17 protein-coding genes are annotated in these 19589 nt (G+C 70.5%); 11 read left to right on the top strand and 6 right to left on the bottom strand.

What is annotated here, in order from left to right; genetic code table 11:
• Positions 1–325, top strand: a 325-nt coding sequence (locus KM933_RS21005; protein ID WP_221354430.1) for a GTP-binding protein, incomplete at its 5' end; no start/stop codon positions are given.
• Between the two features lie 178 nt (positions 326–503).
• Here KM933_RS21005 and KM933_RS21010 read toward each other — a convergent pair.
• A complete protein-coding gene (locus KM933_RS21010) occupies positions 504–1085 on the bottom strand; it encodes an ATP-binding protein (protein ID WP_430727347.1) in 582 nt (193 codons plus the stop codon).
• Between the two features lie 285 nt (positions 1086–1370).
• Here KM933_RS21010 and KM933_RS21015 point away from each other — a divergent pair, with 285 nt between their 5' ends.
• The 4 genes from KM933_RS21015 to KM933_RS21030 all read left to right on the top strand — a co-directional run bounded on the left by KM933_RS21015 (position 1371) and on the right by KM933_RS21030 (position 3112).
• On the top strand, positions 1371–2225 hold the full coding sequence (locus tag KM933_RS21015; protein WP_221354434.1) for a helix-turn-helix domain-containing protein: 855 nt from the start codon (positions 1371–1373) through the stop codon (positions 2223–2225).
• 5 nt (positions 2226–2230) lie between these two features.
• Positions 2231–2437 carry a DUF397 domain-containing protein gene (locus tag KM933_RS21020; protein WP_308013488.1) on the top strand — a complete coding sequence of 69 codons (207 nt, stop codon included), beginning with the start codon at positions 2231–2233 and terminating at the stop codon, positions 2435–2437.
• 76 nt (positions 2438–2513) lie between these two features.
• On the top strand, positions 2514–2675 hold the full coding sequence (locus KM933_RS21025) for a hypothetical protein (protein ID WP_221354435.1): 162 nt from the start codon (positions 2514–2516) through the stop codon (positions 2673–2675).
• Positions 2675–3112, top strand: coding sequence for a hypothetical protein (locus tag KM933_RS21030; protein ID WP_221354437.1), 438 nt, complete (start codon positions 2675–2677; stop codon positions 3110–3112). The genes KM933_RS21025 and KM933_RS21030 overlap by 1 nt, the downstream gene beginning before the upstream one ends.
• Before the next feature lie 107 nt (positions 3113–3219).
• On the opposite strand, the gene KM933_RS21035 is transcribed toward KM933_RS21030, so the two are convergent.
• The 3 genes from KM933_RS21035 to KM933_RS21045 form a co-directional block, all read right to left on the bottom strand.
• Positions 3220–3414 (bottom strand): acyl-CoA carboxylase subunit epsilon, encoded by a 195-nt coding sequence (locus KM933_RS21035; protein ID WP_221354439.1) that lies wholly within the window; start codon positions 3412–3414, stop codon positions 3220–3222.
• A gap of 60 nt (positions 3415–3474) precedes the next feature.
• Complete coding sequence (locus KM933_RS21040; RefSeq protein WP_221354441.1) at positions 3475–5067, bottom strand: acyl-CoA carboxylase subunit beta; 1593 nt, start codon at positions 5065–5067, stop codon at positions 3475–3477.
• Between the two features lie 154 nt (positions 5068–5221).
• The gene (locus KM933_RS21045; RefSeq protein WP_221354442.1) at positions 5222–7630 is read right to left on the bottom strand and encodes a polysaccharide lyase 8 family protein; all 2409 of its coding nucleotides are present in this window, start codon (positions 7628–7630) and stop codon (positions 5222–5224) included.
• Between the two features lie 394 nt (positions 7631–8024).
• Here KM933_RS21045 and KM933_RS21050 point away from each other — a divergent pair, with 394 nt between their 5' ends.
• The 6 genes from KM933_RS21050 (at position 8025) to KM933_RS21075 (ending at position 14802) form a co-directional block, all read left to right on the top strand.
• On the top strand, positions 8025–8636 hold the full coding sequence (locus KM933_RS21050) for a YceI family protein (protein WP_221354444.1): 612 nt from the start codon (positions 8025–8027) through the stop codon (positions 8634–8636).
• A 222-nt stretch (positions 8637–8858) separates the two neighbouring features.
• On the top strand, positions 8859–10889 hold the full coding sequence (locus KM933_RS21055) for a hypothetical protein (RefSeq protein WP_221354446.1): 2031 nt from the start codon (positions 8859–8861) through the stop codon (positions 10887–10889).
• Entirely contained in the window at positions 10886–12148 is a 1263-nt protein-coding gene (locus tag KM933_RS40315) for a CHAT domain-containing protein (RefSeq protein WP_221354448.1), read from the top strand. The genes KM933_RS21055 and KM933_RS40315 overlap by 4 nt, the downstream gene beginning before the upstream one ends.
• A 181-nt stretch (positions 12149–12329) precedes the next feature.
• Positions 12330–12989 (top strand): hypothetical protein, encoded by a 660-nt coding sequence (locus KM933_RS21065; RefSeq protein ID WP_221354450.1) that lies wholly within the window; start codon positions 12330–12332, stop codon positions 12987–12989.
• Positions 12990–13254: 265 nt separating this feature from the next.
• Positions 13255–13755: an N-acetyltransferase gene (locus KM933_RS21070; RefSeq protein WP_221354452.1), complete on the top strand. Its 501-nt coding sequence runs from the start codon at positions 13255–13257 to the stop codon at positions 13753–13755.
• Between the two features lie 264 nt (positions 13756–14019).
• Entirely contained in the window at positions 14020–14802 is a 783-nt protein-coding gene (locus KM933_RS21075) for a S1 family peptidase (protein WP_221354598.1), read from the top strand.
• A gap of 129 nt (positions 14803–14931) precedes the next feature.
• On the opposite strand, the gene KM933_RS21080 is transcribed toward KM933_RS21075, so the two are convergent.
• Positions 14932–16320, bottom strand: a complete 1389-nt coding sequence (locus KM933_RS21080) for a hypothetical protein (protein WP_221354454.1) — start codon at positions 16318–16320, stop codon at positions 14932–14934.
• Positions 16321–16475: 155 nt separating this feature from the next.
• Entirely contained in the window at positions 16476–19496 is a 3021-nt protein-coding gene (locus tag KM933_RS21085; RefSeq protein WP_221354456.1) for a glycoside hydrolase family 3 protein, read from the bottom strand.
• Positions 19497–19589: the final 93 nt, after the last annotated feature.

Genomic DNA, 19589 nt, shown 5'->3' on the forward strand with positions numbered 1-19589 from the left:
CTTCGGTACGCCGGGCCAGGACCGCTTCTGGTTCATGTGGGACGACCTGGTGCGCGGTGCGATCGGCGCGATCGTGCTCGTCGACACCCGACGCCTCGCCGACTGCTTCCCGGCGGTCGACTACTTCGAGAACAGCGGACTGCCGTTCGTCATCGCCCTCAACGGCTTCGACGGCAGCCAGCCGTACAACCCGGACGAGGTCCGGGAGGCGCTCCAGATCGGCCCCGACACACCGATCATCACGACGGACGCCCGCCACCGCGCGGACGCGAAGTCGGCGCTGATCACGCTGGTGGAGCACGCGCTGATGGCGCGGCTGCGGTAACCGGGGCTCCCCGGGGCTTCGACGGGGGTGGCCGCCCGCGCCGGACCGGGACTTCCTGCTCGGCCTCACCCGGCGCGGCGTCCTGCACACCGCGCCCGCGCCGGAGGGAGGGTGAGATGGGTCCGCCGACACAGCCGGCCANAAGGAACGGCCACAGGGTCCGTGCGGCCGACCGCCCTTACGCGGCGAGTGTGGAGTCCACCGGCGGTGGTACGCCCGGAAGGCTCAGTTCGAACCAGATCGTCTTGCCGCCGGGGCCGGGCTTCCCCTCTCCCATGGCGCACCCGCCCCACCGGTCGGCCACCATGTCGAGGATGAGCAGCCCGCGCCCCTCCTCGGCGTGCGCTGCGGCTTCCGTCCGTCGCGAACCGGGCATCGCGGGCATGTCCGGGCTCATGTCCCAGACACTGACCCGCAGTACGGGATGCAGCCACTGGAGCCGTACGGACGCGGGGCCCTTCGTGTGCCGTACCGAGTTGGTGGCGAGTTCGGAGGCGAGCAGTTCCGCACGGTCCACGAGCTGGGCGAGGCCGTGCGCGTCCAGGACGGCCCGGAGGGTGACGCGGGCGATGCCCGGCCCTCGGGGATCGCAGGGGAGGTGCAGCTCATAGCACCAGGGAGCGGTGAAGGAGAGGGGCGGGGGATGGGGAATACCGGAGAGGGGATTCAGGGCGGGGAGGAAATAGGAGGCCGGATCGGGGTTGCGGTTCTGATTCCCGTGCTGGGCCCTGCCCTGGTCGTGGCTCTGTTCCGTGTTCACGTGGCACCTCCTGGGTGCGCGGTCGTGGTAGGTCGACTGGACATGTGACATGGGGTGTTCGCGCCGACGGGGCCGGTGGCCTTACCGCGCCGCCCCGCCCTCCGGGTGGGCAGGATGGGACACGGTGCGCTTCCGGCCTGGGCGGCTACTCAGTGGCGCGCATCACACGGTAAAGGAAGAATGCATAACGGTGCTACCTAGTCACCCATAAGGGTTAGTTGCCCTGTTCGGCTGGACCGCGGGAAGCCGCGTCGGCACACTGTGCGCGAACTAGGGAGAGATTCCATGGCACCGCGACAGGCACCAACCATCCTTCAACGCCGATTCGGCACCGAACTGAGGCGGCTCCGCGAAGCAGCAGGCATGTCCGCTCCGGCCGCCGCCGAGCACCTCGGCACCGACCGAACAGTCATCTCCAATGTGGAGGCGGGTCGGTTCGGCATCAGCGAGGATCGCCTTCGACGGCTCGTCAGCATCTACGAATGTGACGACCCCGCGCTCGTAGATGCGCTGGTCGAGCTGACCGGCGGCCGCAAATTCGGTTGGTGGGAGGAGTACAGAGGCAAGATCCCGCCGAGTTTCCTTGATGTCTCCGCGCTCGAAAACTACGCCACGCGCCTGCGCACAGTACAGATTGCTCACCTTCCGGGGCTGTTCCACACCGAAGACCACGCACGTGCCATCTTCGAGCTCCCCGCACCACCTCTGCCCCGACTGGAAGTCGAACTACGGGTCGCGCATCGCATGGCCCGTCAGGCAGTGGTCACCGGGGACCGTCCGATTCCCTACGTGGGTGTGATTCATGAGGCCGCGCTCAGAATGCGGCTCGGAGGACGTGGCGTTGCCCGTGCGCAGCTCCAGTACCTGCTGGAAGCCAGCGACCGTCCGAACGTCACGCTGCGGGTGATCCCCTTCTCGGTCGGCGGCTTCCCCCTGCTCGGCGACTCGTCCGTCCTGTACGCAGAGGCTCCGAACAGTCACCTGGACACCGTGCAGATGGACTCGCCGACAGGAGCCGTCTTCATCGACTCCCCCGCACAGCTCGCCAACTTCCGAACCCGACTGGACTTGGTCGAAAAGGTGGCGTTGACTCCCTCCAAGTCGAGGGATTTCATCCGCGCCATCGTTGAAGAGCTGTAAGTGGGGTGTCAGACGTGTCCGGCGTGCACTGGATCAAGTCCTCGTTCTCCGACGAAGGGGGCAACAACTGCGTCGAGGTCGCCGCCACCGAGGACGGCATAGCCCTCCGCGAGAGCGAGAGTCCGACCGAGGTTCTGTCTACCGGTCCAGAAGTGCTGAGAGCGCTCCTGCACGGCGTGAAGTCACAACCGTCCGGATTCCGGCCCGAGTAACCCCGTCATACATACAGTCTTCAAGCTGTCGCAGCCCCGACATATGTTCCATGCCGTCATGCGCGAGGTGTGAGAAGTGGGCAGACCGACCTGGCAGAAGTCCTTGTACAGCACCGAGGGCGCGAACCGCCTCAACCTCGCCGTCGCCTCCGACGTGACGGTGGAGGCAGCCCGTGACGCGGCCGAGTTCGCCCGTTATGTCGACAGCTACCTCCCGAGCGGAAACCACGCCGTCTGATGCACCTTCTCGTCGACGAGAACACAGCAGTACAGCTCCTGGCGCCTCTTCGCTACGTGCTGCCCCAGCACCAGGTGGACCACGTCACCGAAGTGAAGTGGTCGGGCAAGAAAGACGTTCAACTCCTCGTGGACGCGGCTCGCAAGGGATACGACGCCCTGCCGACGAGGGACGGGCGCCGGCTCGAAGACCCTGACGAGACCGACGCGATCAAGAAGGCCGGCATTCACCACATCCGGTACTCGCAGAAGGAAGGCGGCATCGGCGGGCTGGCACTGGCCATAGGGGCGATCATCGCCGCCATGCCTTTCGTCGTGCGGGAACTCGACGCCGCCGACTGCCAGCGACTCGTCCACATCCGGGGCCTGAGCCCGGTACCGGGCCAGCGCTTCGAGTCACAGGACCCCCGCCAGAAACCACCACGCTACTGGCGTTGACCGAGCGCCGTCGCCGGACTCCCGGTGTTCGGCAACCGGCATCGGGGGGCGACGACGGGGACGCGTGAGGGCCCCCTCCCGGAAGGAGGGGGCCCGCACCGTGAAGCTCAGCGCCAGCTGTGCGGCGCGCGGAAGCCGGGCTCCCGCTCCAGGCGGCGCCAGCCGGCGCGGGCGCGGCCCCGGTGGGCCGGAGCGGTGTCCGCCGGGGCGGAGGCCGCGCGGGCCAGCAGGATCGCCGTCACAGCGGCGACCTCCTCGGGGCCGGCCTGGCCCTTCTCGACGCGGATATCAGGCATGTCCATAGGTGTCAGTCTCCGTGAGAGAGGGGTCCGCGGGGTTTCCGCGACGCGTCCGTCGGGTTACTACTGCGGCGGGTTTCCGTGCTTGCGGGAGGGCAGGTCGGCGTGCTTGGTGCGCAGCATCGCCAGGGACCGGACGAGGACCTCGCGGGTCTCCGCGGGGTCGATGACGTCGTCGACCAGACCGCGCTCGGCGGCGTAGTAGGGGTGCATCAGCTCGGCCTTGTACTCCTTGACCATGCGGACCCGCATCGCCTCGGGGTCCTCCGCCTCCGCGATCTGGCGGCGGAAGATCACGTTCGCCGCGCCCTCCGCGCCCATGACGGCGATCTCGTTCGTCGGCCAGGCGTAGGTGAGGTCGGCGCCGATGGACTGGCTGTCCATGACGATGTACGCGCCTCCGTATGCCTTGCGGAGGATCAGCGAGATGCGCGGCACGGTCGCGTTGCAGTAGGCGTAGAGCAGTTTCGCGCCGTGGCGGATGATTCCGCCGTGCTCCTGGTCGACACCGGGCAGGAAGCCCGGTACATCCAGCAGTGTGATGATCGGGATATTGAAAGCGTCGCACATCTGGACGAAGCGTGCAGCTTTTTCCGAGGCCTCGATGTCCAGGACGCCCGCCAGGACCTGCGGCTGGTTGGCGACGATGCCCACCACCTGGCCGTCGAGGCGCGCGAGGGCGCAGATGATGTTGCGGGCCCAGCGCTCGTGGACCTCCAGGTAGTCGCCGTCGTCGACGAGCTCCTCGATGACCTTGGTCATGTCGTACGGCCGGCTGCCGTCCGCCGGGACCAGGTCCAGGAGCACGTCCGAACGGCGGTCCGCCGCGTCGTCGGTGTGGGCGGCCGGCGGGTTCTCGCGGTTGTTCTGCGGCAGCATCGACAGCAGGTAGCGGACCTCCGCGATGCAGGTCTCCTCGTCGTCGTACGCGAAGTGCGCGACGCCGCTCGTCTCGGCGTGCACGTCCGCGCCGCCCAGGCCGTTCTGGGTGATCTCCTCGCCGGTGACCGCCTTGACGACGTCCGGCCCCGTGATGAACATCTGCGAGGTCTCGCGGACCATGAAGACGAAGTCCGTCAGCGCGGGGCTGTAGGCCGCGCCGCCCGCGCACGGGCCGAGCATGACCGAGATCTGCGGGATGACGCCAGAGGCACGGGTGTTGCGCTGGAAGATGCCGCCGTAGCCGGCGAGGGCGCTCACGCCCTCCTGGATACGGGCACCGGCACCGTCGTTCAGCGAGACCAGCGGGGCCCCGGCCGCGATGGCCATGTCCATGATCTTGTGGATCTTCGTGGCGTGGGCCTCGCCCAGCGCGCCGCCGAAGATGCGGAAGTCGTGGGCGTACACGAAGACCGTGCGGCCCTCGACCGTGCCCCAGCCGGTGATCACACCGTCTGTGTACGGCTTCTTGGCCTCCAGGCCGAAGCCGGTCGCCCGGTGCCGCCGCAACTGCTCGACCTCGTTGAACGAGCCCTCGTCCAGCAGCAGCTCGATCCGCTCCCGGGAGGTCAGCTTGCCCTTGGCGTGCTGCGCCGCGGTCGCCTTGTCGCTGGGGCCGCGAAGAGCCTCCGCGCGGATCGCCTGCAGTTCGGCCACCCGCCCGCGGGCGTCCGCGGGCTCGCCGGTCGAGGGTCCGGTCTCGTCCAAAACGGTCATGTGGCGACTCTACGAAGTCCAACGGCGAAAGCGGGCCGTCGACTCCGTACAGTCTCCGGCCTGTTTTACTGGTAGCCCTGAACAGAACCCCTACCGCGTACAGGCGATCTGACTGCTCAGAGGGCCTGGGGCTTGTAGGGGTTGCACAAAGCCGTCAGCTGAGAGTCACCTCACACGCGTGGGTCGCGCAGGCCGTCCCCGGGGTGATCCGCAGTCTCAGCCTCCGCCCGGCGGCGAGCACCTCCACGCCCGGCCCGGCGCGGACGACCCGGCGCACCGGACGCTCCCAGACGACCTCCACGACCTCCCCCGTGCGCGGCGGTTCGCTCACGCGCAGGGTGGCGGTACGGCCCCGGTGGCGCAGCAGCACGCTCGCGGGGGCGGAGGCGGTGAGCGGGCCCGCGGTGCCCGGTTGCCAGAAGTTTGCCATGAGCAGCCCGAGGGAGGGCACGGACACCGCCTGGCGGCCGGGGTCGTTGGCGAGGACCGACAGCCGGCGGCGGTCCGTGGCGCGGACGGCGACCGTGCGGCGCGCGGCACCCGGCAGCACGACGTACGCGTACGAGGCGTCCACCGGATCCGTGCCGTGGTCGAGCCAGAGCGTCTGCCAGCGGCGGGTGCGGCGTTCGGTGGTGCTCGTGGTGTTGATGTCGGACCAGGAACCGGTGCGGTCCTCGCGGAGGGCGCGCAGTCCGGGCCCGTCCAGGAGGATCCACCCCCCGTGGCCCTCCAGGTGCGCCCAGCCGGGGCCCCGGACGAGGGCGGGGGCCCCGCCCTCCCCCAGGTTCCTGTTGTCGACGACCGTCTCGACCGGGACACCGTCCGTGGCGGTGATCCCCGCGCCGAGGCAGACGATCGCGTCGTCGAGGCAGAACCACGACTTGCGGGCCTCCAGGGTCGATCCGAGGCCCTTCAGGTGCTGCCCGACGGCCGCGAACTCCCCGTCCGTCGTACCGCCGACCCAGCGCACGGCGGGTTTCGGCTCCCCCCATTCGCCGCCCTCGCGGTCGGCGAGCCGCTTGGTGGACACGGTCGTCCCGGGCAGCCGGTACCAGTCGACGGTCGGCCAGAACCAGTCCGTGTACTGGTCGGCCCGACCAGCCCGACCAGCCCGACCGACCCCACCGGCCCGGTCGGTCCCACCGGCCCGGTCGGTCCCACCGGTCCGGTCGGTGTGGGCGCCGGGTCCGTCGGCCCACCAGTAGAGCATTCCGGCACCCGTGTGCCAGCCGCGCGGGTTCTCGCCGTTGCCGCACTCGTAGTGGGCGATCCGCTCGCTCGCCATGGCGATGTTCGCGGTGAAGCCGGGGCCGCGGTGGACGGCCCGGTCCATGGCGGCGAAGAGGTGGTGCCCGACCGGTTCCGGGGCGGCCGGGAGCGCCGACCCGGCCACGGCGTGCAGCCGGGCCAGATCGGCCACCCCGAACTGCCGTGCCGTCAGGACCGGGGTGACGGTGTCCCGTTCGATCCAGCCCTTGATCCGTCCCTGCCAGCGTGCGCGCTCCGCCGCGCTCGCGCCCTCGGCGAGGAGCGCGATCGCGGCGATCATCGCCTGGCCGTGGAAGTGGTCGCTGCGCATGACCTGCCGGTCGTCGCTCTTCAGGTGACCCCGGCTGATGGCACGCCCGTTGACGCCGTCCATCATCAGCCCGTCGTGGATCAGCGGCGCGTAGGCCTTCTCGACGCTGTCGAGGACGATCTGCCTGCCGGGATCGGTCACCTCCCACGCCGAACCGGCGAGCAGCGCGAAGAGCCGGCCCAGGCCGTCGAGCAGGACCTGTCCGTACGTCCCCGAGTACGCGACCCAGGTGTGCTGGACGAACGACCCGTCGGCGTACAGCCCGTCCCCGCGGGTGACGTACGGGAAGACCGGTGAGAGCGCGTCGCGGGCGAGCTCGATCTTCTCCGGGGCGCGGCCGAGGACGCCCCGCAGGGCGACGGAGCGACACAGGTCGACGCGGTTGGCCCCGGTGGAGGTGCCGGTGTAGTCGCGGAGCATGTCGTCGGGGACGAAGTGGTCGACGGCGGCGCAGGCGGCGGCGACCCGCACCTCCGTCAGCTCGTCGTGGAGGGCGGCCACGACGTCCATGAGCAGGCGGGGGCTGCCGATCTGCCACTCCCACCAGTTGCCGTAGCGGGTGGTGGAGGGGTTGTAGACGGTGGCGGAGAGGTGGTCGAGACCGCGCAGGACGTCCGCGAGCAGGCCCGGGTCACCGGTGGAGCCGGTGCCCTCCTGGACGTACGCCTGCGTCATCGTCCACAGCCTGCCGTAGCTCCGGGTGATGCCGGCCGGCGGATCGTACGGGTGGCCCGGCCACAGCGAGTTCGGCGCCGGGGCCATGGACGCCCGCAGGCGCCGGGCCAGTTCGCCGGTCTCGGCGAGGCGGGACGCGTACGGCTGGGCCGCCGGGTCGTAGCCGGTGCCGAGGGCGATCTCCAGCCAGCGACGGCGGAGCGTGTCGTACGCGTCGTCGTCCGCCGCGCACGCGGCGGCGGGCATGAGGAGCGGGACGCCCGTCGCGAGCGCCGCCACCAGCAGGAATGTGCGGCGGTCGGGTGTCATCGCCCGGCGTCCGCCGCGACCGGTGACACGCTTGGGGTCCGGGCGGCCCGGGCGGTGCGGAGTCTCATGGGAAGCCTTTCCTGCGGAGGACCGTGCTGACGGTGGGGCGTGGGACGGCGTTGCAGGCGGAGCAAGGCAGAGCGAGGCGGAACGAGGCGGCGCAGGGCGGAACGAGGCAGAAAAAACGGCGCAAGGCGATGGTGCCCGAGGTCTACACGTGTCCACCAGGGGCTCGACGAAGCACCTTGGGAGTAGACCAATGGCAACAGGGTGCGATCACGCCAACACGCCACGCTCACGGTTGAAACCCGTAGGGAATGGGTCTATGGTCACCGTAGTTGAATGTTAAACAGCTTCGGTGAAGAGCCGGAGCCCGTCCCCCAAGGAGTCAGTCATGGGTATCTTCGGCCGCAAGGACACCGATGGCACCGCAACCGCGGCGCCCGCCGCCGTCAACCCCGACCTCGCCGCGCTGACCGGCGACTACGTCATCGACCCGGCCCACTCGACGCTCGGCTTCGTCGCGCGCCACGCCATGGTGACGAACGTCAAGGGCGGCTTCGCGGACTTCACCGGCAGCCTGCACCTGGACGGCACCGACCCGTCGCTGTCGACGGCGACCATCGACGTCAGGATGGACAGCATCGACACCGGCTCCGCCGACCGCGACGGCCACCTGAGGAGCGCGGACTTCTTCAAGACGGAGGAGTTCCCCACGATGACCTTCCGCACCACCTCGGCGGAGGCCCTCGGCGGCGACGACTACCGCATCACGGGCGACCTGACGATCCTCGGCACCACCAGGCCGCTCACCATCGACCTGGAGTTCAACGGCGCCGCGAAGGACCCGTTCGGCAACGAGCGCGTCGGCTTCGAGGGCAAGGCGGAGATCCTGCGCTCCGACTGGGGCCTCACCTGGAACGCGGCACTGGAGACCGGCGGCGTGCTCGTCTCCGACAAGATCAAGCTGACGTTCGACATCTCGGCGATCAGGAGCGCGGGCTGATCCGGTTACCGGACCGGTCGCGTACCGGGGCTGATCCGATCGCCCGGTTCCGCCCCCCTTTCCGAGCGCGTCCACCCTCCGGCTCCCTGCGAGCGGAAGGTGGGCGCTCGGCTGTGCGGGACGGCCAGAGTCGGACCGCGAGCCGTGCGATCGCGCATCGCTTTATCAGAGAAGAAACTGCCATATCTGTTAAATCGTTAACTTCCCACCGTCATTGGGCACTTGGAGCAACATGACTGGATGCTTCCACCACGGCCGGCCCGGTCTCGTGCGTTGATATTCGGTTGTTCTCTGCTCGCCGCCGGGTATGTGACGGCTTTCTACCTCAGCTCGGCAGACGGCGCTCTGCTGTCCACGCGGATCGTGGAACAGCGGGCGCTGCGACTGTCGGGATACCAGTGGGGCGCCTTAGCGGCCGGGGTCCTCGGCGCGGCGGTGGTACTTCCTGCGCTGATGGCCGCGCCACAGGTCATGGAAGGCGGCAAGTGGTACTGGCGGGCCACCGGGTTGCTGCGTACCTGGCACCGCAGGCGACGTGACTGGTTGCGCCGTCAGTGGACACGTCGACGCGCGCGGATCGCCCGGCACATCCGGCAACACAGCTGTGAATGGCAGAACGGGACTCCCGCCGACCAGGCGGAGGCGACCATCCGCGTCGACCGGCTCGCCGAGTTGCTCACCGCCCGCTACCCGACGGACAACGCTCTGATACGGGCGAGCGCGGTAGGCAACGTACTGTCCGCGGCCCGTCAGCACATTGCCGACGTCTACGCGCTGGACGTCCTGCTGACCTGGCCACGGCTGTATCTGGTGCTCGGCCCGCGGCTGCGCAGCATGTCGGACTGGCAGCGCGCCGCGCTGGACGCGGCGCTCTGCGTGTGGGCGTTCGCGATGCTGACGGTGTGCGCGGTGCTGCCGGCCAGCCTGGTGTGGAGTCCTTACGACGTAACAGGGTGGGCCGCGCCGGTGGCGGTCGCGGTGGCAGCCAGGCTGGCAACGGTGCGCGCGGCCGTTCGATACGCCACCACCGTACGGGTGGCCTTCGACCTCCATCGGTTCGACCTCTACAAAGCACTGCACCTGCCTGCTCCCGGTGATCTCACGGAGGAGCAGGAGGCGAATCGCGCGCTGTCCCGGCAGTGGCATCCGTACGGGGCAGTGCGAGTGGGGCATCCGGCACGCCTTCCGGACGACCGGTTTGACCCGACGGCGTACAGCGGGTTCCCGGAGACCGCGGCGAAGCGCTCCGTCGCCGACGACGGCGGTCTGCCCGCTGCGCGACCACTGCCGGCGGGGTCCCCCCGTACGGAGCACGGCGCCGAGGAACCGCGCGAAGCGCAGCCGGATCGCCAGTCCGCCGCGCCCGTCAGCGAAATCGAAGACGACGGCCGCAGTGGCATGGGGGGGAAGGAAAGACAGGCAAGCACCGAATCCGTCTCCGCCCGGGACCGCGTCGCACAGGACGAGGACGAGCATGTGGAGGACTCGCTGTACCAGCTGGCCGTCATGGCCCGCGTCGGGACGTCACTGGCCGCGGGCGGCACTGTCGCCGCCGCCGGAACACTGGGCGGCGTGTTGCTGCCGGGGATCGGCGTGAGCGCGGCGGCCTTGGCGACCACAGTGGTCCTCCAGGCTCTGCTGTTCCGCAGGGAGGGGCACCGGTCCGCCCCGGAGGACACCGATATCGTGCCGCCTCCCCCGCTCGACTACGCCCATCCGGCCCATGGCGAGGTGTCCCTGCGGATCGACGACGGCAGCCTGCGTACCGCTCTGGAACCCGTCACGCCCATCGCCTTCCGGGGCGGTGTGGCGATCACCTTCGAGGGCGCAGCGGACGTCGACATCGTCGACGGCGAGCCGGAATGGCGACTGCGGCCCGGTGAACCAGCGAGCGTCGTGGTGCTCCTCGGGCTGGGCAGGAACTATCAGGAGACCCCTGACGCACTGCTCGGCGAGTGTCACGGCATGGCCGACGAGATGCTGGTCGTCGCTGGCCGGTCAGCGGGAGCGGTGGAACTCGATATCGTCCTGGACGCCCCGTTCCTGGCGCTGACCCCCGACCGGCACAGCGTCCGCCTCGACCGTACGGGCGAGTCCGCCGTGTTCCGCCGCGTATCGGTACTGACGGGCACCGAGCCCGGGACATACGACGTGCGGGTGGCGGTCTACGCGTGCGGGCGACCCGTACAGGCACTGCCGGTCACCGTGATCGTCATGGAGCCCGGGGCGGACGAGCGGAAACCTCAGCCGTGACGGGGCAGGCCGCTGCGCCGAACGTCACCATCGCCGCACACGGCGACCAGCACGGGCACAGACTGATGCTGACCGGGCCCGACAGACGGGACCCCCTCGTCCTGGAGATCGTCGAGCAGAGCGTGCTGCGCCAGCACGGGGCGCGGTTCGGACAGAACGTTGCTCGCGTGCTGGCACTGTGGCAGCGCAGCGGGCGGCTGCCTCTCACCGATGCCGACCGCTCACTCCAGGTGCTCGCCGAGGCCGGTCGCATCCTGCTGACCCGGTCGCTTCGCAACGCCCACGAGGTCCACGGCGAACTGAGCGCCCGTATGCGGCGGTGGTGTCCAGCATGGCGGGATCCCGAGGCGACAGTGCCTGTGGTGCACGTCCAGCGAGGCGTCCCGCAGTGGTTGCCCTGGGAAATGCTTCCCCTGTTCGATCTGAGCTGGAACGGCGGCGCCGAGGACCTCACTCAACTGTGGCGCGCGGCCCGTATGTTTCCCGGTCTGAGCGCGATCGTGGAACGCGGGATGGGGCAACCCGCCCGGACGCCCCTCGGGCTGCGCACATCGGGCGGCCGGTTGCCCCTGCGTTTCCTCTGGCACGCCCGGTATCCGGGAGCCCGCGGCGAGCTGGGTTTCTTCCGCAGCCGAGACGGCATCCACCTGGACGGACCTCATCCTGACGACCGAGTCCCCTACCCGGGGGCGGTGTCCTTCGCCGAACAATTGGCGGACCCCGCCCTCAGCACGGACGGGCAGCGGCTGCGCCACTTCCACCAGGTGCTCCATATGTCATGTCACACCACGGTCGCCACGGGCAGCGGTCAAACCCAGGGCCACGACCCACTGGTCTTCCACCTCGCTTCTGAGGGCGGCCGGACGGTGGACGTCTCGGTGGAGAAGGTCCTCGCCGACCTCATCCCGGCTTGGGGCCGGGCGCCGCGGCCGAGCGGGCTCGGTATGCCCTTGGTGTTCCTCAACGCATGCTCCACCGCCGTCCGTGACCCGCTCTCCCTGGGGTCGCTCCTCGAACCGTTCGACTACAACCGCAATCCCGGTGTGATCGGCACGGTGGCGAAACTGCCCGACCGCCTCGCCGAAGCCTTCTCGCGTCGCTTCTACGAAACGCTTCTCGCCGGGCACACCACCGGGGAAGCGCTCCACACGGCGAAGTGGGACCTGCTGCACACCCGCCGCAACCCCCTCGGGCTGCTGTACGTGCTGCACGGCGACTCCACTCTCCGGGTGCAACCGCTCCCGGCCGGAACTGCTTGACCGACCCTTTGACGAAAGGCAAGTGATGAAAAAGACCACAAGCATCCCGGACGCCTTCTGGAACGAGGTCCGCGGCCGTCACAAGCGTCTGCCGGTATGGGTGCCGGGCACACCCATGGACCTCGGTGACGTCGGGTGCTTCACCGTTGGAGGGTGGACCAGGATCACCACCCTGGCGGCCTTGGAGGTGACGGCCGACGCAGCGGAGCCGAGTTCGTCGAGCGACTTCGAGTACGCCTCTCGCGACGGCGTCCGCCGCATGGCGGCCCTCTCCCCGGTCACGGTGGATGCGGTCGTTGCGTCCGCCCGCGGGGACGCGACCTATCGCTTCGAGCGGGCGGGCACCTTTGTCATGCGGGCCACCGATGCGCGTGTGCACCGGCTGAACGATCTTCTCGCGGTCGAGAACGCGGTACTGGAGCTGTACCGCCGCAAGAAGTGGCGCAAGGAGTGGGTAGTGATCACCGAAGTAGTGACGAGCGGGCCGAGTCTGGTACTGGTGTCCGCAGGCGGGCGGGCCGAGGTCACCGTACGGCTCAGGGCCGGCACCCAGGTGGTGCCGGGGATGCCCGAAGTGGCCGGTGCCTCGGCAGCAGTCGGCTTCGAGGTGGAGAACGGCGACGGCATCGAGGCCAGTTACAGTGGGTCCGAGCGAACCGCACTGCTGTGGCGCGGGTTCCACGTCGTCGATCCGCTCCTTCGTACCGCGCGGTTCACCGAGCGCGGGGACGAGGATCACGATCCGGGCGGGGTGGCAACCCTGGAACCATCGCAGGAACCGTACTGCGAGGAGATCGAGCACCTCGAAGACATCACGGCGCCGGCTCCGGACTCTCCGTGACCGTCGCGGCGGAGCGCCTCCCGCAGGCCGGCGTCCGTGCCCCGCGGAGTTGTACGCCCCTGTTGGCTCGCGGCCCCAGACCACTACGGCATGGCGGGGGGCGGTTGCTCGGCCCTGCCGCCCTGATGCTCAGTACCGTGGGCGTTCGACCGGTGGCCGCACCGGCGTCAAGCCGTCCCGCGCGGTGAGTGCAGGTGCGGGACGGACATGCGAAGCCGGCGATATTCTGATGCGGGGCCGGTGGGCCCGGGTCTAACCTCCGGGCATGACCTGGCTGCCCGCTGACTTCGTCCATCCCCTGCGCGTCGACGTGCCCGGCGGGTGTCACCTCCGGCCGATCTCCGGGGCCGACGCCGCGATCGACTACCCCGCGGTGACGGGGTCGCGGGAGCGGCTGTGGTCGATCTTCGGGGATGCCTGGGGCTGGCCCGCCGCCACGATGACGTACGAGGCCAACCGGGCGGACCTGGAACGGCACGCGGCCGAGATCGAGGCGCACGAGTCCTTCAACTACGTGCTGTTCGACGAGGCGGAGACCACCGAGTACGGATGCGTCTACATCGATCCGCCGGAGAAGGCCGGCGCCGACGCCGAGGTCTCCTGGTGGGTCGTCGACGACCGGGTGGGGACCCCGCTGGAGCGGGACCTGGACGCGTTCGTGCCGCGCTGGATCGCCGGGGCGTGGCCCTTCGAGCGGCCGCGGTTCATCGGGCGGGACCTGTCGTGGAAGGAGTGGCTGGCCCTGCCGGACCGGGACCGCTCCTGACGGCGCCCGGACGGGCCCGCGTGTCCCGCACGGCGCCGGGGAGCACGCTGCACCCCTGGAGCAGGCGGCATCCGGGAGCAGGGGAACCGAACGGCTGACCGGATAGAGACGGCCGGTTTCCGCCCCTTGTGGCGGGGCTCACGCCGTTCCCATAATCCCTCAACAGAAATTGACCGGCCCATGCCAGGTATGGCGCGATTTCTTCCTGTCGGATGCACATTTGGCATGCACCTGTCACTTCCACCCCCCACGGAAGGCATCACGGTGAAGAACCTCCTCAAGCTGCTCAAGAGATGCGCGGTCGCAGGCGCCGCCGCCCTCGCGGTCGTCAGCCTCCAGCCCGTCTCCCCCGCGCAGGCCGCCCCGGCGCCCGTCGTCGGCGGGACCCGCGCCGCGCAGGGCGAGTTCCCGTTCATGGTGCGGCTCTCCATGGGCTGCGGCGGCGCGCTCTACACCCAGCAGATCGTGCTCACCGCCGCGCACTGCGTGGGCGCCACCGGCAACAACACGAGCATCACCGCTACCGCCGGTGTCGTGGACCTGCAGTCCACCAGCGGCCGGGTCCAGGTGAAGTCCACCAAGGTCTACCGGGCCCCCGGCTACAACGGCAACGGCAAGGACTGGGCGCTCATCAAGCTCGCCCAGCCGATCAACCTGCCCACGCTGAAGATCGCCACGACCACGGCGTACAACTCCGGGACCTTCACCATCGCCGGCTGGGGTTCGGCCAGTGAGGGCGGCGCCCAGCAGCGCTACATGCTGAAGGCCAGCGTGCCGTTCATCAGCGACGCCACCTGCCGCACCTACAGCGGGTACAGCGGCCTCGTCGCGAACGACGAGATCTGCGCCGGTTACGCCGCGGGCGGTGTCGACACCTGCCAGGGCGACTCCGGCGGCCCGATGTTCCGCAAGGACAACGCCGGTGCCTGGATCCAGGTCGGCATCGTCAGCTGGGGCATAGGCTGCGCCCGCGCCAACGCGCCGGGCGTCTACAGCGAGGTCTCGACCTTCTCCTCCGCCATCGCGTCGGCGGCCGCGACCCTCTGACACACGGGGTACGACGTGTACGGGTCCGGCGCGCCCGACAGCGCGCCGGACCCGTACACGTACCCCGAGACGGACAACGCACAGGCAGGCGAACAGGCGGACAGGCAGGCGGACGCACGGGCGCCGGGGTCAGAAACCCCCGCCGAAGTCGCCGCCCCCTCCGCCCCCGCCCCCGAAGTCGCCGCCGCCGAAGTCCCCGCCCCCGAAGCCTCCGCCGAAGTCGTTGGGGTCGAAGTCGGCACCGGACACGTCCCCGCCCTCGTACCCGCCTCCGCCGGCGCCACCGCCGGCACCGAAGTCCCCGTACCCGGCGCCGTAGCCAGCCGCGTACGCCGGACCGGTCATCATCGAGCCGAGCATCGTGCCGACGAGCAGGCCGGGCAGGATGCCGCCGCCGAAGTAGCCGCCCGCCCAGGGACCGTACGCCGGGCCCGCCTCCCAGTAGGGGCGGCGGCCCCGGTCGGTGTCGACCTCCCGGACGGCCGGGTCGTGGCCCTCGGCCAGCCGGACCCGGTCGGCGGCGCAGACGGGCACCTCGCGGGGCGCCCCGCCGGGCGGCGTCCAGGCGGCGTCGGCGACGGACGGCCCGTGGCGCGGGTCGAAGAAGCAGGGCGCCCGGCGCTCGGGCAGCGGCCGGCCCTCGCGGCGCGCGGCGAGCACGGCGAGGGAGAAACGGCCGTCCTCCAGGGACTGGGTGACACCGCGCACGTCCTCGGGGCGGGTGGCCGCGGCCATGGAGGACTTCGCCCTGTCGTACGAGTCGAGGGCGCGCTCGTAGTCGGCGCGCATCGCGTCGTCCGCGCCGGTCTCCGCGGGGTGGAAGTCGAGCCGGTCGAGTTCCTCGCCGAAGGCGGTGATGTCCTCGTCCACGACGACGCGCAGCCGCTCCAGCGCGGCCCGCTGCTCCGCCTCCCGCCGGCGGCGGTTGCGCCGCACGAGGGCGTACGCCCCGGCGCCGCCCGCCACGGCCACCGCGCCGACCCCGACCAGGGCGCCGGTGTCGACGCCGCCCCCGCCGCCGTCCCAGCCGGTGGGTGCGGAACCGCCGATGCCGGCGAGCGCGCGGTCGGTGAAGTCGTCCAGCTGGGTCCTCGCGTCCTCGCCCTGGACGCTGCTCACGAGGTTGCGCACGCCGGCGCCGGACAGGACCGTGGAGTCGGCCTTCGCGTCGAACCGGTCGCCGAGGCGGATCGCGTACAGGCCCGTGATGCCGGTGGCGGTCCGCAGGTTCCGGAAGAGGTTCTCCGTGGGGAAGTCCGCCGGGAGGACGGCGACGAAGACGGGCTTGTCCGCCTTCTCGATCTTCTCGGCCAGGGCGTCGGCGTCGGCCGCGGACAGCTCCCGCGACATGGCCGGGTCGACGTACACGGGCCTCTCGCGCAGGGCCTCGGCGACTGCCGAGACATCCGTGGCGGCGCGGGCGCCGGGAGCCGCAGCGGTCAGCGCCGCCAGCCCCGCGAACGCGATCAGCAGAACGGACAGCCCTCGTACGAGTACACCTTCGAGTACGCCTTTCATATCTTCGAAGCTACTCCTGGCCCAAAGCTTTCGACGGGCCGGAGCGGCTCGCCCCCGGGAGGGCCTGCGGAAGGGCCGGCGGGAAGGCCACGGCCGGGTGCGGCCCGGTGGGTGGCGCGCGCCCTCGCGGCGCGCGCCACCCACCGGGAGCCGGTTCAGACCGCCGTGTACGCCTGCGTCAGCTTCGCCAGCGCCTGCGCGTACTTCCCCTTGAGCAGCAGGTGGTCCGCCTCGGCGAACGGCTTGGCCACCGCCGGGGTGATCCCCTGCCCGGCCCGCTGCTGCACCAGCAGCCGCGCCTTGCCGACGACCGCGCGCCCGGCCTCCCCGGAGCCGGTCCGCTCGGCCAGCGCCGCGGCGACGGCGAGGGCCTTCAGGGTGGCCCTGCCCCCTTGCGGCACCTCGGTCAGCGTGGTCAGGCCCCAGCCGTACGGGAACTGCGGGTCGTACGAGGCGTCGCCGACGTTGATCGGCAGCTGGGCCTCGGACCTCGGCCAGGTGACGGGGAGCTGACCGGTGAAGGCCCGCTTCCCGTAGAGCACGTCCGCGACGCCGTCGCCCTCGGTGCCCGGCAGCCAGGACGCGACGAGCGCGTCGATGTCGCCGAGCTGGTCACCGATCAGCTGCGGACGTCCCGAGACGACCAGGACCGCGCACTTCATGGCGGAGCACACCGTGTCGACCGCGGCCCGGTCGGCGGCGGACAGCTCCAGGTCGTGGCCGTTGCCGACGTCGCCGACGCCCTCCGTGTACGGCGTCTCGCCGACGACCACGACACCCACGTCGTGCCCGCCGGTCGGCGCCGTCGCGTCCTTGGAGTAGGTGAGTGCACCCCCGGCCTTCCGCATGCCCTCCAGGATCGTCGTCCCGTCGGTGATGTCGCCGGACGCACCCTGCCAGGTGATGGTCCAGCCGCCGCTCTGGTTGCCGAGGTCGTCGGCGTTGGATCCGGCGACGTACACCTTCTGCGACTTCTTCAGCGGCAGCACGCCGCCCGCGTTCTTCAGCAGGACCTGGGACTCGGCGGCCGCCTTGCGGGCCACGGCCCGGTGCCCGGCCGAGCCGATCTCCGACGCCCCGCTCGTGTCGGCGTACGGCTTCTCGAAGAGTCCCAGCTTGAACTTCTGGGTGAGGATGCGGGAGACGGCGTCGTCGATCCGCTTCTCGCTCACCCGGCCGGCCCGCACCTCGTCGAGGAGCGTGGTGTGGAAGTCCTTGTACGCGTACGGGACCATGATCATGTCGAGGCCCGCGTTGACCGACGTGCGGACGTCGCTCGCGTAGTCGCCGGGGAGCTGGTCGATGGCCTGCCAGTCGCTGATCACGAAGCCGTCGAAGCCCATGCGGCCCTTGAGGACCCCGTTGAGCATCTCAGCGTTGCCGTGCATCTTCACCGGGCCCTCGGAGTCACCGAGGATGTCCAGCGAGGAGTACGAGGGCATGAACGTGCCGACGCCGCGGTCCACCGCGTCCTGGTACGGGGCCAGGTGGACGGCTTCGAGCTCCTGCCGGGTGACCTTGGTGACGCCCTGGTCGATCGTGTACGAGCCGGTCGTGGACGAGCCGAACTCGGTGCCGCCGTCGCCGACGAAGTGCTTGGCGGTGGCGAGGACCTTGTCGCCGCGCTTGAGGTCCTTGCCGCTGGCGGCCCCCTGGAGGCCCTGGATGACGGTCTCCATGGACTCGACGAGCGCCGGGTCCTCGCCGAACGCCTCGTAGGTCCGGCCCCAGCGCTCGTCGCGCGCCACGCACAGGCAGGGCGCGAAGTCCCACGGGATGCCGGTGGCGCGGACCTCGGCGGCGGTCACCCGGCCCGCGTCGTACGCGACCTTCGGATCGCGCGAGGCGCCGATGCCGATGTTGTGCGGCAGGATCGTGGCGCCGACGAGGTTGTTGTGGCCGTGCACCGCGTCCACGCCGTAGATGAGCGGGATCTGGAACCGGGTGGCCTGCGCCCGGAGCTGGAAGCCGTCGATCATCTTCGCCCAGGCTTCCGGCGTGTTCGGCGTCGGCGTGGAGCCGCCGCCGGAGAGCAGCGAACCGAGGTCGTACGCCGCGATGTCACCGGGCTTGGTGAGCGCGGCGCGCTCGGCCTGGGCCATCTGGCCGGCCTTCTCGGCCGGGGACATCCGGGAGAGCAGGTCGGCGACGCGCTTGTGCACCGGCAGCTTCGCGTCCAGGTACGGGAGCCCGTGGGCGTCGATCACGACCTGGGGGTCCTCGGTGGGCGCCTTGGCCCCGGTGACCGTCAGCCTCAGCGGGACGGTCTCGGCGTTCTCGTCCGCCCGGTCGCGCAGGGTGGGCACGGTCACGGTCCGCGAGGTGCCGGAGGCCGTGCCGGCCGGGAAGGTCAGCTCGCCCTCGACCGGGGTGTAGTCCTCGCCGGACTCACCGGTGCCGCCCGCCGTCCGGTACGCGACGGTGACCGGCTCCTCGATCGGGGCGGAGCCGGTGGTGGCGACCGTGACCTTCACGGCGGCCCGCCGGCCCTCCTTCACCGGGTACACGGCGGCGTCGGTGACGACGTTGGCGCGCAGCGCCTGGTCGGCCCTGCCGTACAGCTCCACGCCGTCCATGGCGAACCGGTCCTGGACGCCGACCGGCAGGGTGAGCGCGTACCCCCACATCCCGGTGAGGCCGAGAACCTGGTCGATGCCGCCGACGGGCTGGTAGTCCGTGCGGTAGACGAAGTCGGTGAACGGGATCTCCAGCTGCTTCCAGCCGGTGAAGTCGTCGGTGAAGGAGGTCGTCCACAGCTCGGACGCCTCGCCGTTGGCGCCGCCGTCCTTCAGCTCGAAGTTGATCTTCTTGCCGTTGTTGCGGCCGTCCCACCAGAAGCGGATGCCCTTGCTGGCCGACCAGTCGTGGGCCGGCCCGTCGAAGGCGAAGTCGTGGCTGAAGCCCCCGTAGCCGCTGATGTCGTACGTGCCGGCCAGGACCTTCTCGCCCTGCGGTGCGTCGTCGCGGGCGGCGAGCTCCAGGGTCGGCGGGTCGTCCGTGTCGCTGCCCCAGGTGAAGATCCCCTCGGCGGGCGGGTTCGCGAACGGGATCTCACCCTCGAAGGCGTCGACGGTCACGGGGGCGGGTTCGTCCGCCCCGGAGGCCGGGCCGGCCGCCGCGAACGGCAGCAGACCGGTCAGCAGGGTGGCGGAGACGAGCAGGGCGGTTCTTCGCATGGACCTTCCCTCGGTACGCGTGGAGCTGTTGCGGAGCCTTCACGGCTTGATCTCGCAGACTTAAATCACGCCGTGAGTTAACTCACGCCCCGC

It is taken from the genome of Streptomyces beigongshangae, assembly GCF_019710745.1.
In the GTDB taxonomy this organism is placed as follows: Bacteria; Actinomycetota; Actinomycetes; order Streptomycetales; family Streptomycetaceae; genus Streptomyces; species Streptomyces beigongshangae.

Excerpts from the sequence above, each read along its gene's own strand:
- KM933_RS21030 (WP_221354437.1), top strand. The coding sequence starts at position 2,675 with ATGCACCTTCTCGTCGACGAGAACACAGCAGTACAGCTCCTGGCGCCT.
- KM933_RS21080 (WP_221354454.1), bottom strand. The coding sequence starts at position 16,320 with ATGAAAGGCGTACTCGAAGGTGTACTCGTACGAGGGCTGTCCGTTCTG.
- KM933_RS21035 (WP_221354439.1), bottom strand. The coding sequence starts at position 3,414 with ATGGACATGCCTGATATCCGCGTCGAGAAGGGCCAGGCCGGCCCCGAG.
- KM933_RS21050 (WP_221354444.1), top strand. The coding sequence starts at position 8,025 with ATGGGTATCTTCGGCCGCAAGGACACCGATGGCACCGCAACCGCGGCG.
- KM933_RS21015 (WP_221354434.1), top strand. The coding sequence starts at position 1,371 with ATGGCACCGCGACAGGCACCAACCATCCTTCAACGCCGATTCGGCACC.
- KM933_RS21070 (WP_221354452.1), top strand. The coding sequence starts at position 13,255 with ATGACCTGGCTGCCCGCTGACTTCGTCCATCCCCTGCGCGTCGACGTG.
- KM933_RS21040 (WP_221354441.1), bottom strand. The coding sequence starts at position 5,067 with ATGACCGTTTTGGACGAGACCGGACCCTCGACCGGCGAGCCCGCGGAC.
- KM933_RS21085 (WP_221354456.1), bottom strand. The coding sequence starts at position 19,496 with ATGCGAAGAACCGCCCTGCTCGTCTCCGCCACCCTGCTGACCGGTCTG.
- KM933_RS21045 (WP_221354442.1), bottom strand. The coding sequence starts at position 7,630 with ATGACACCCGACCGCCGCACATTCCTGCTGGTGGCGGCGCTCGCGACG.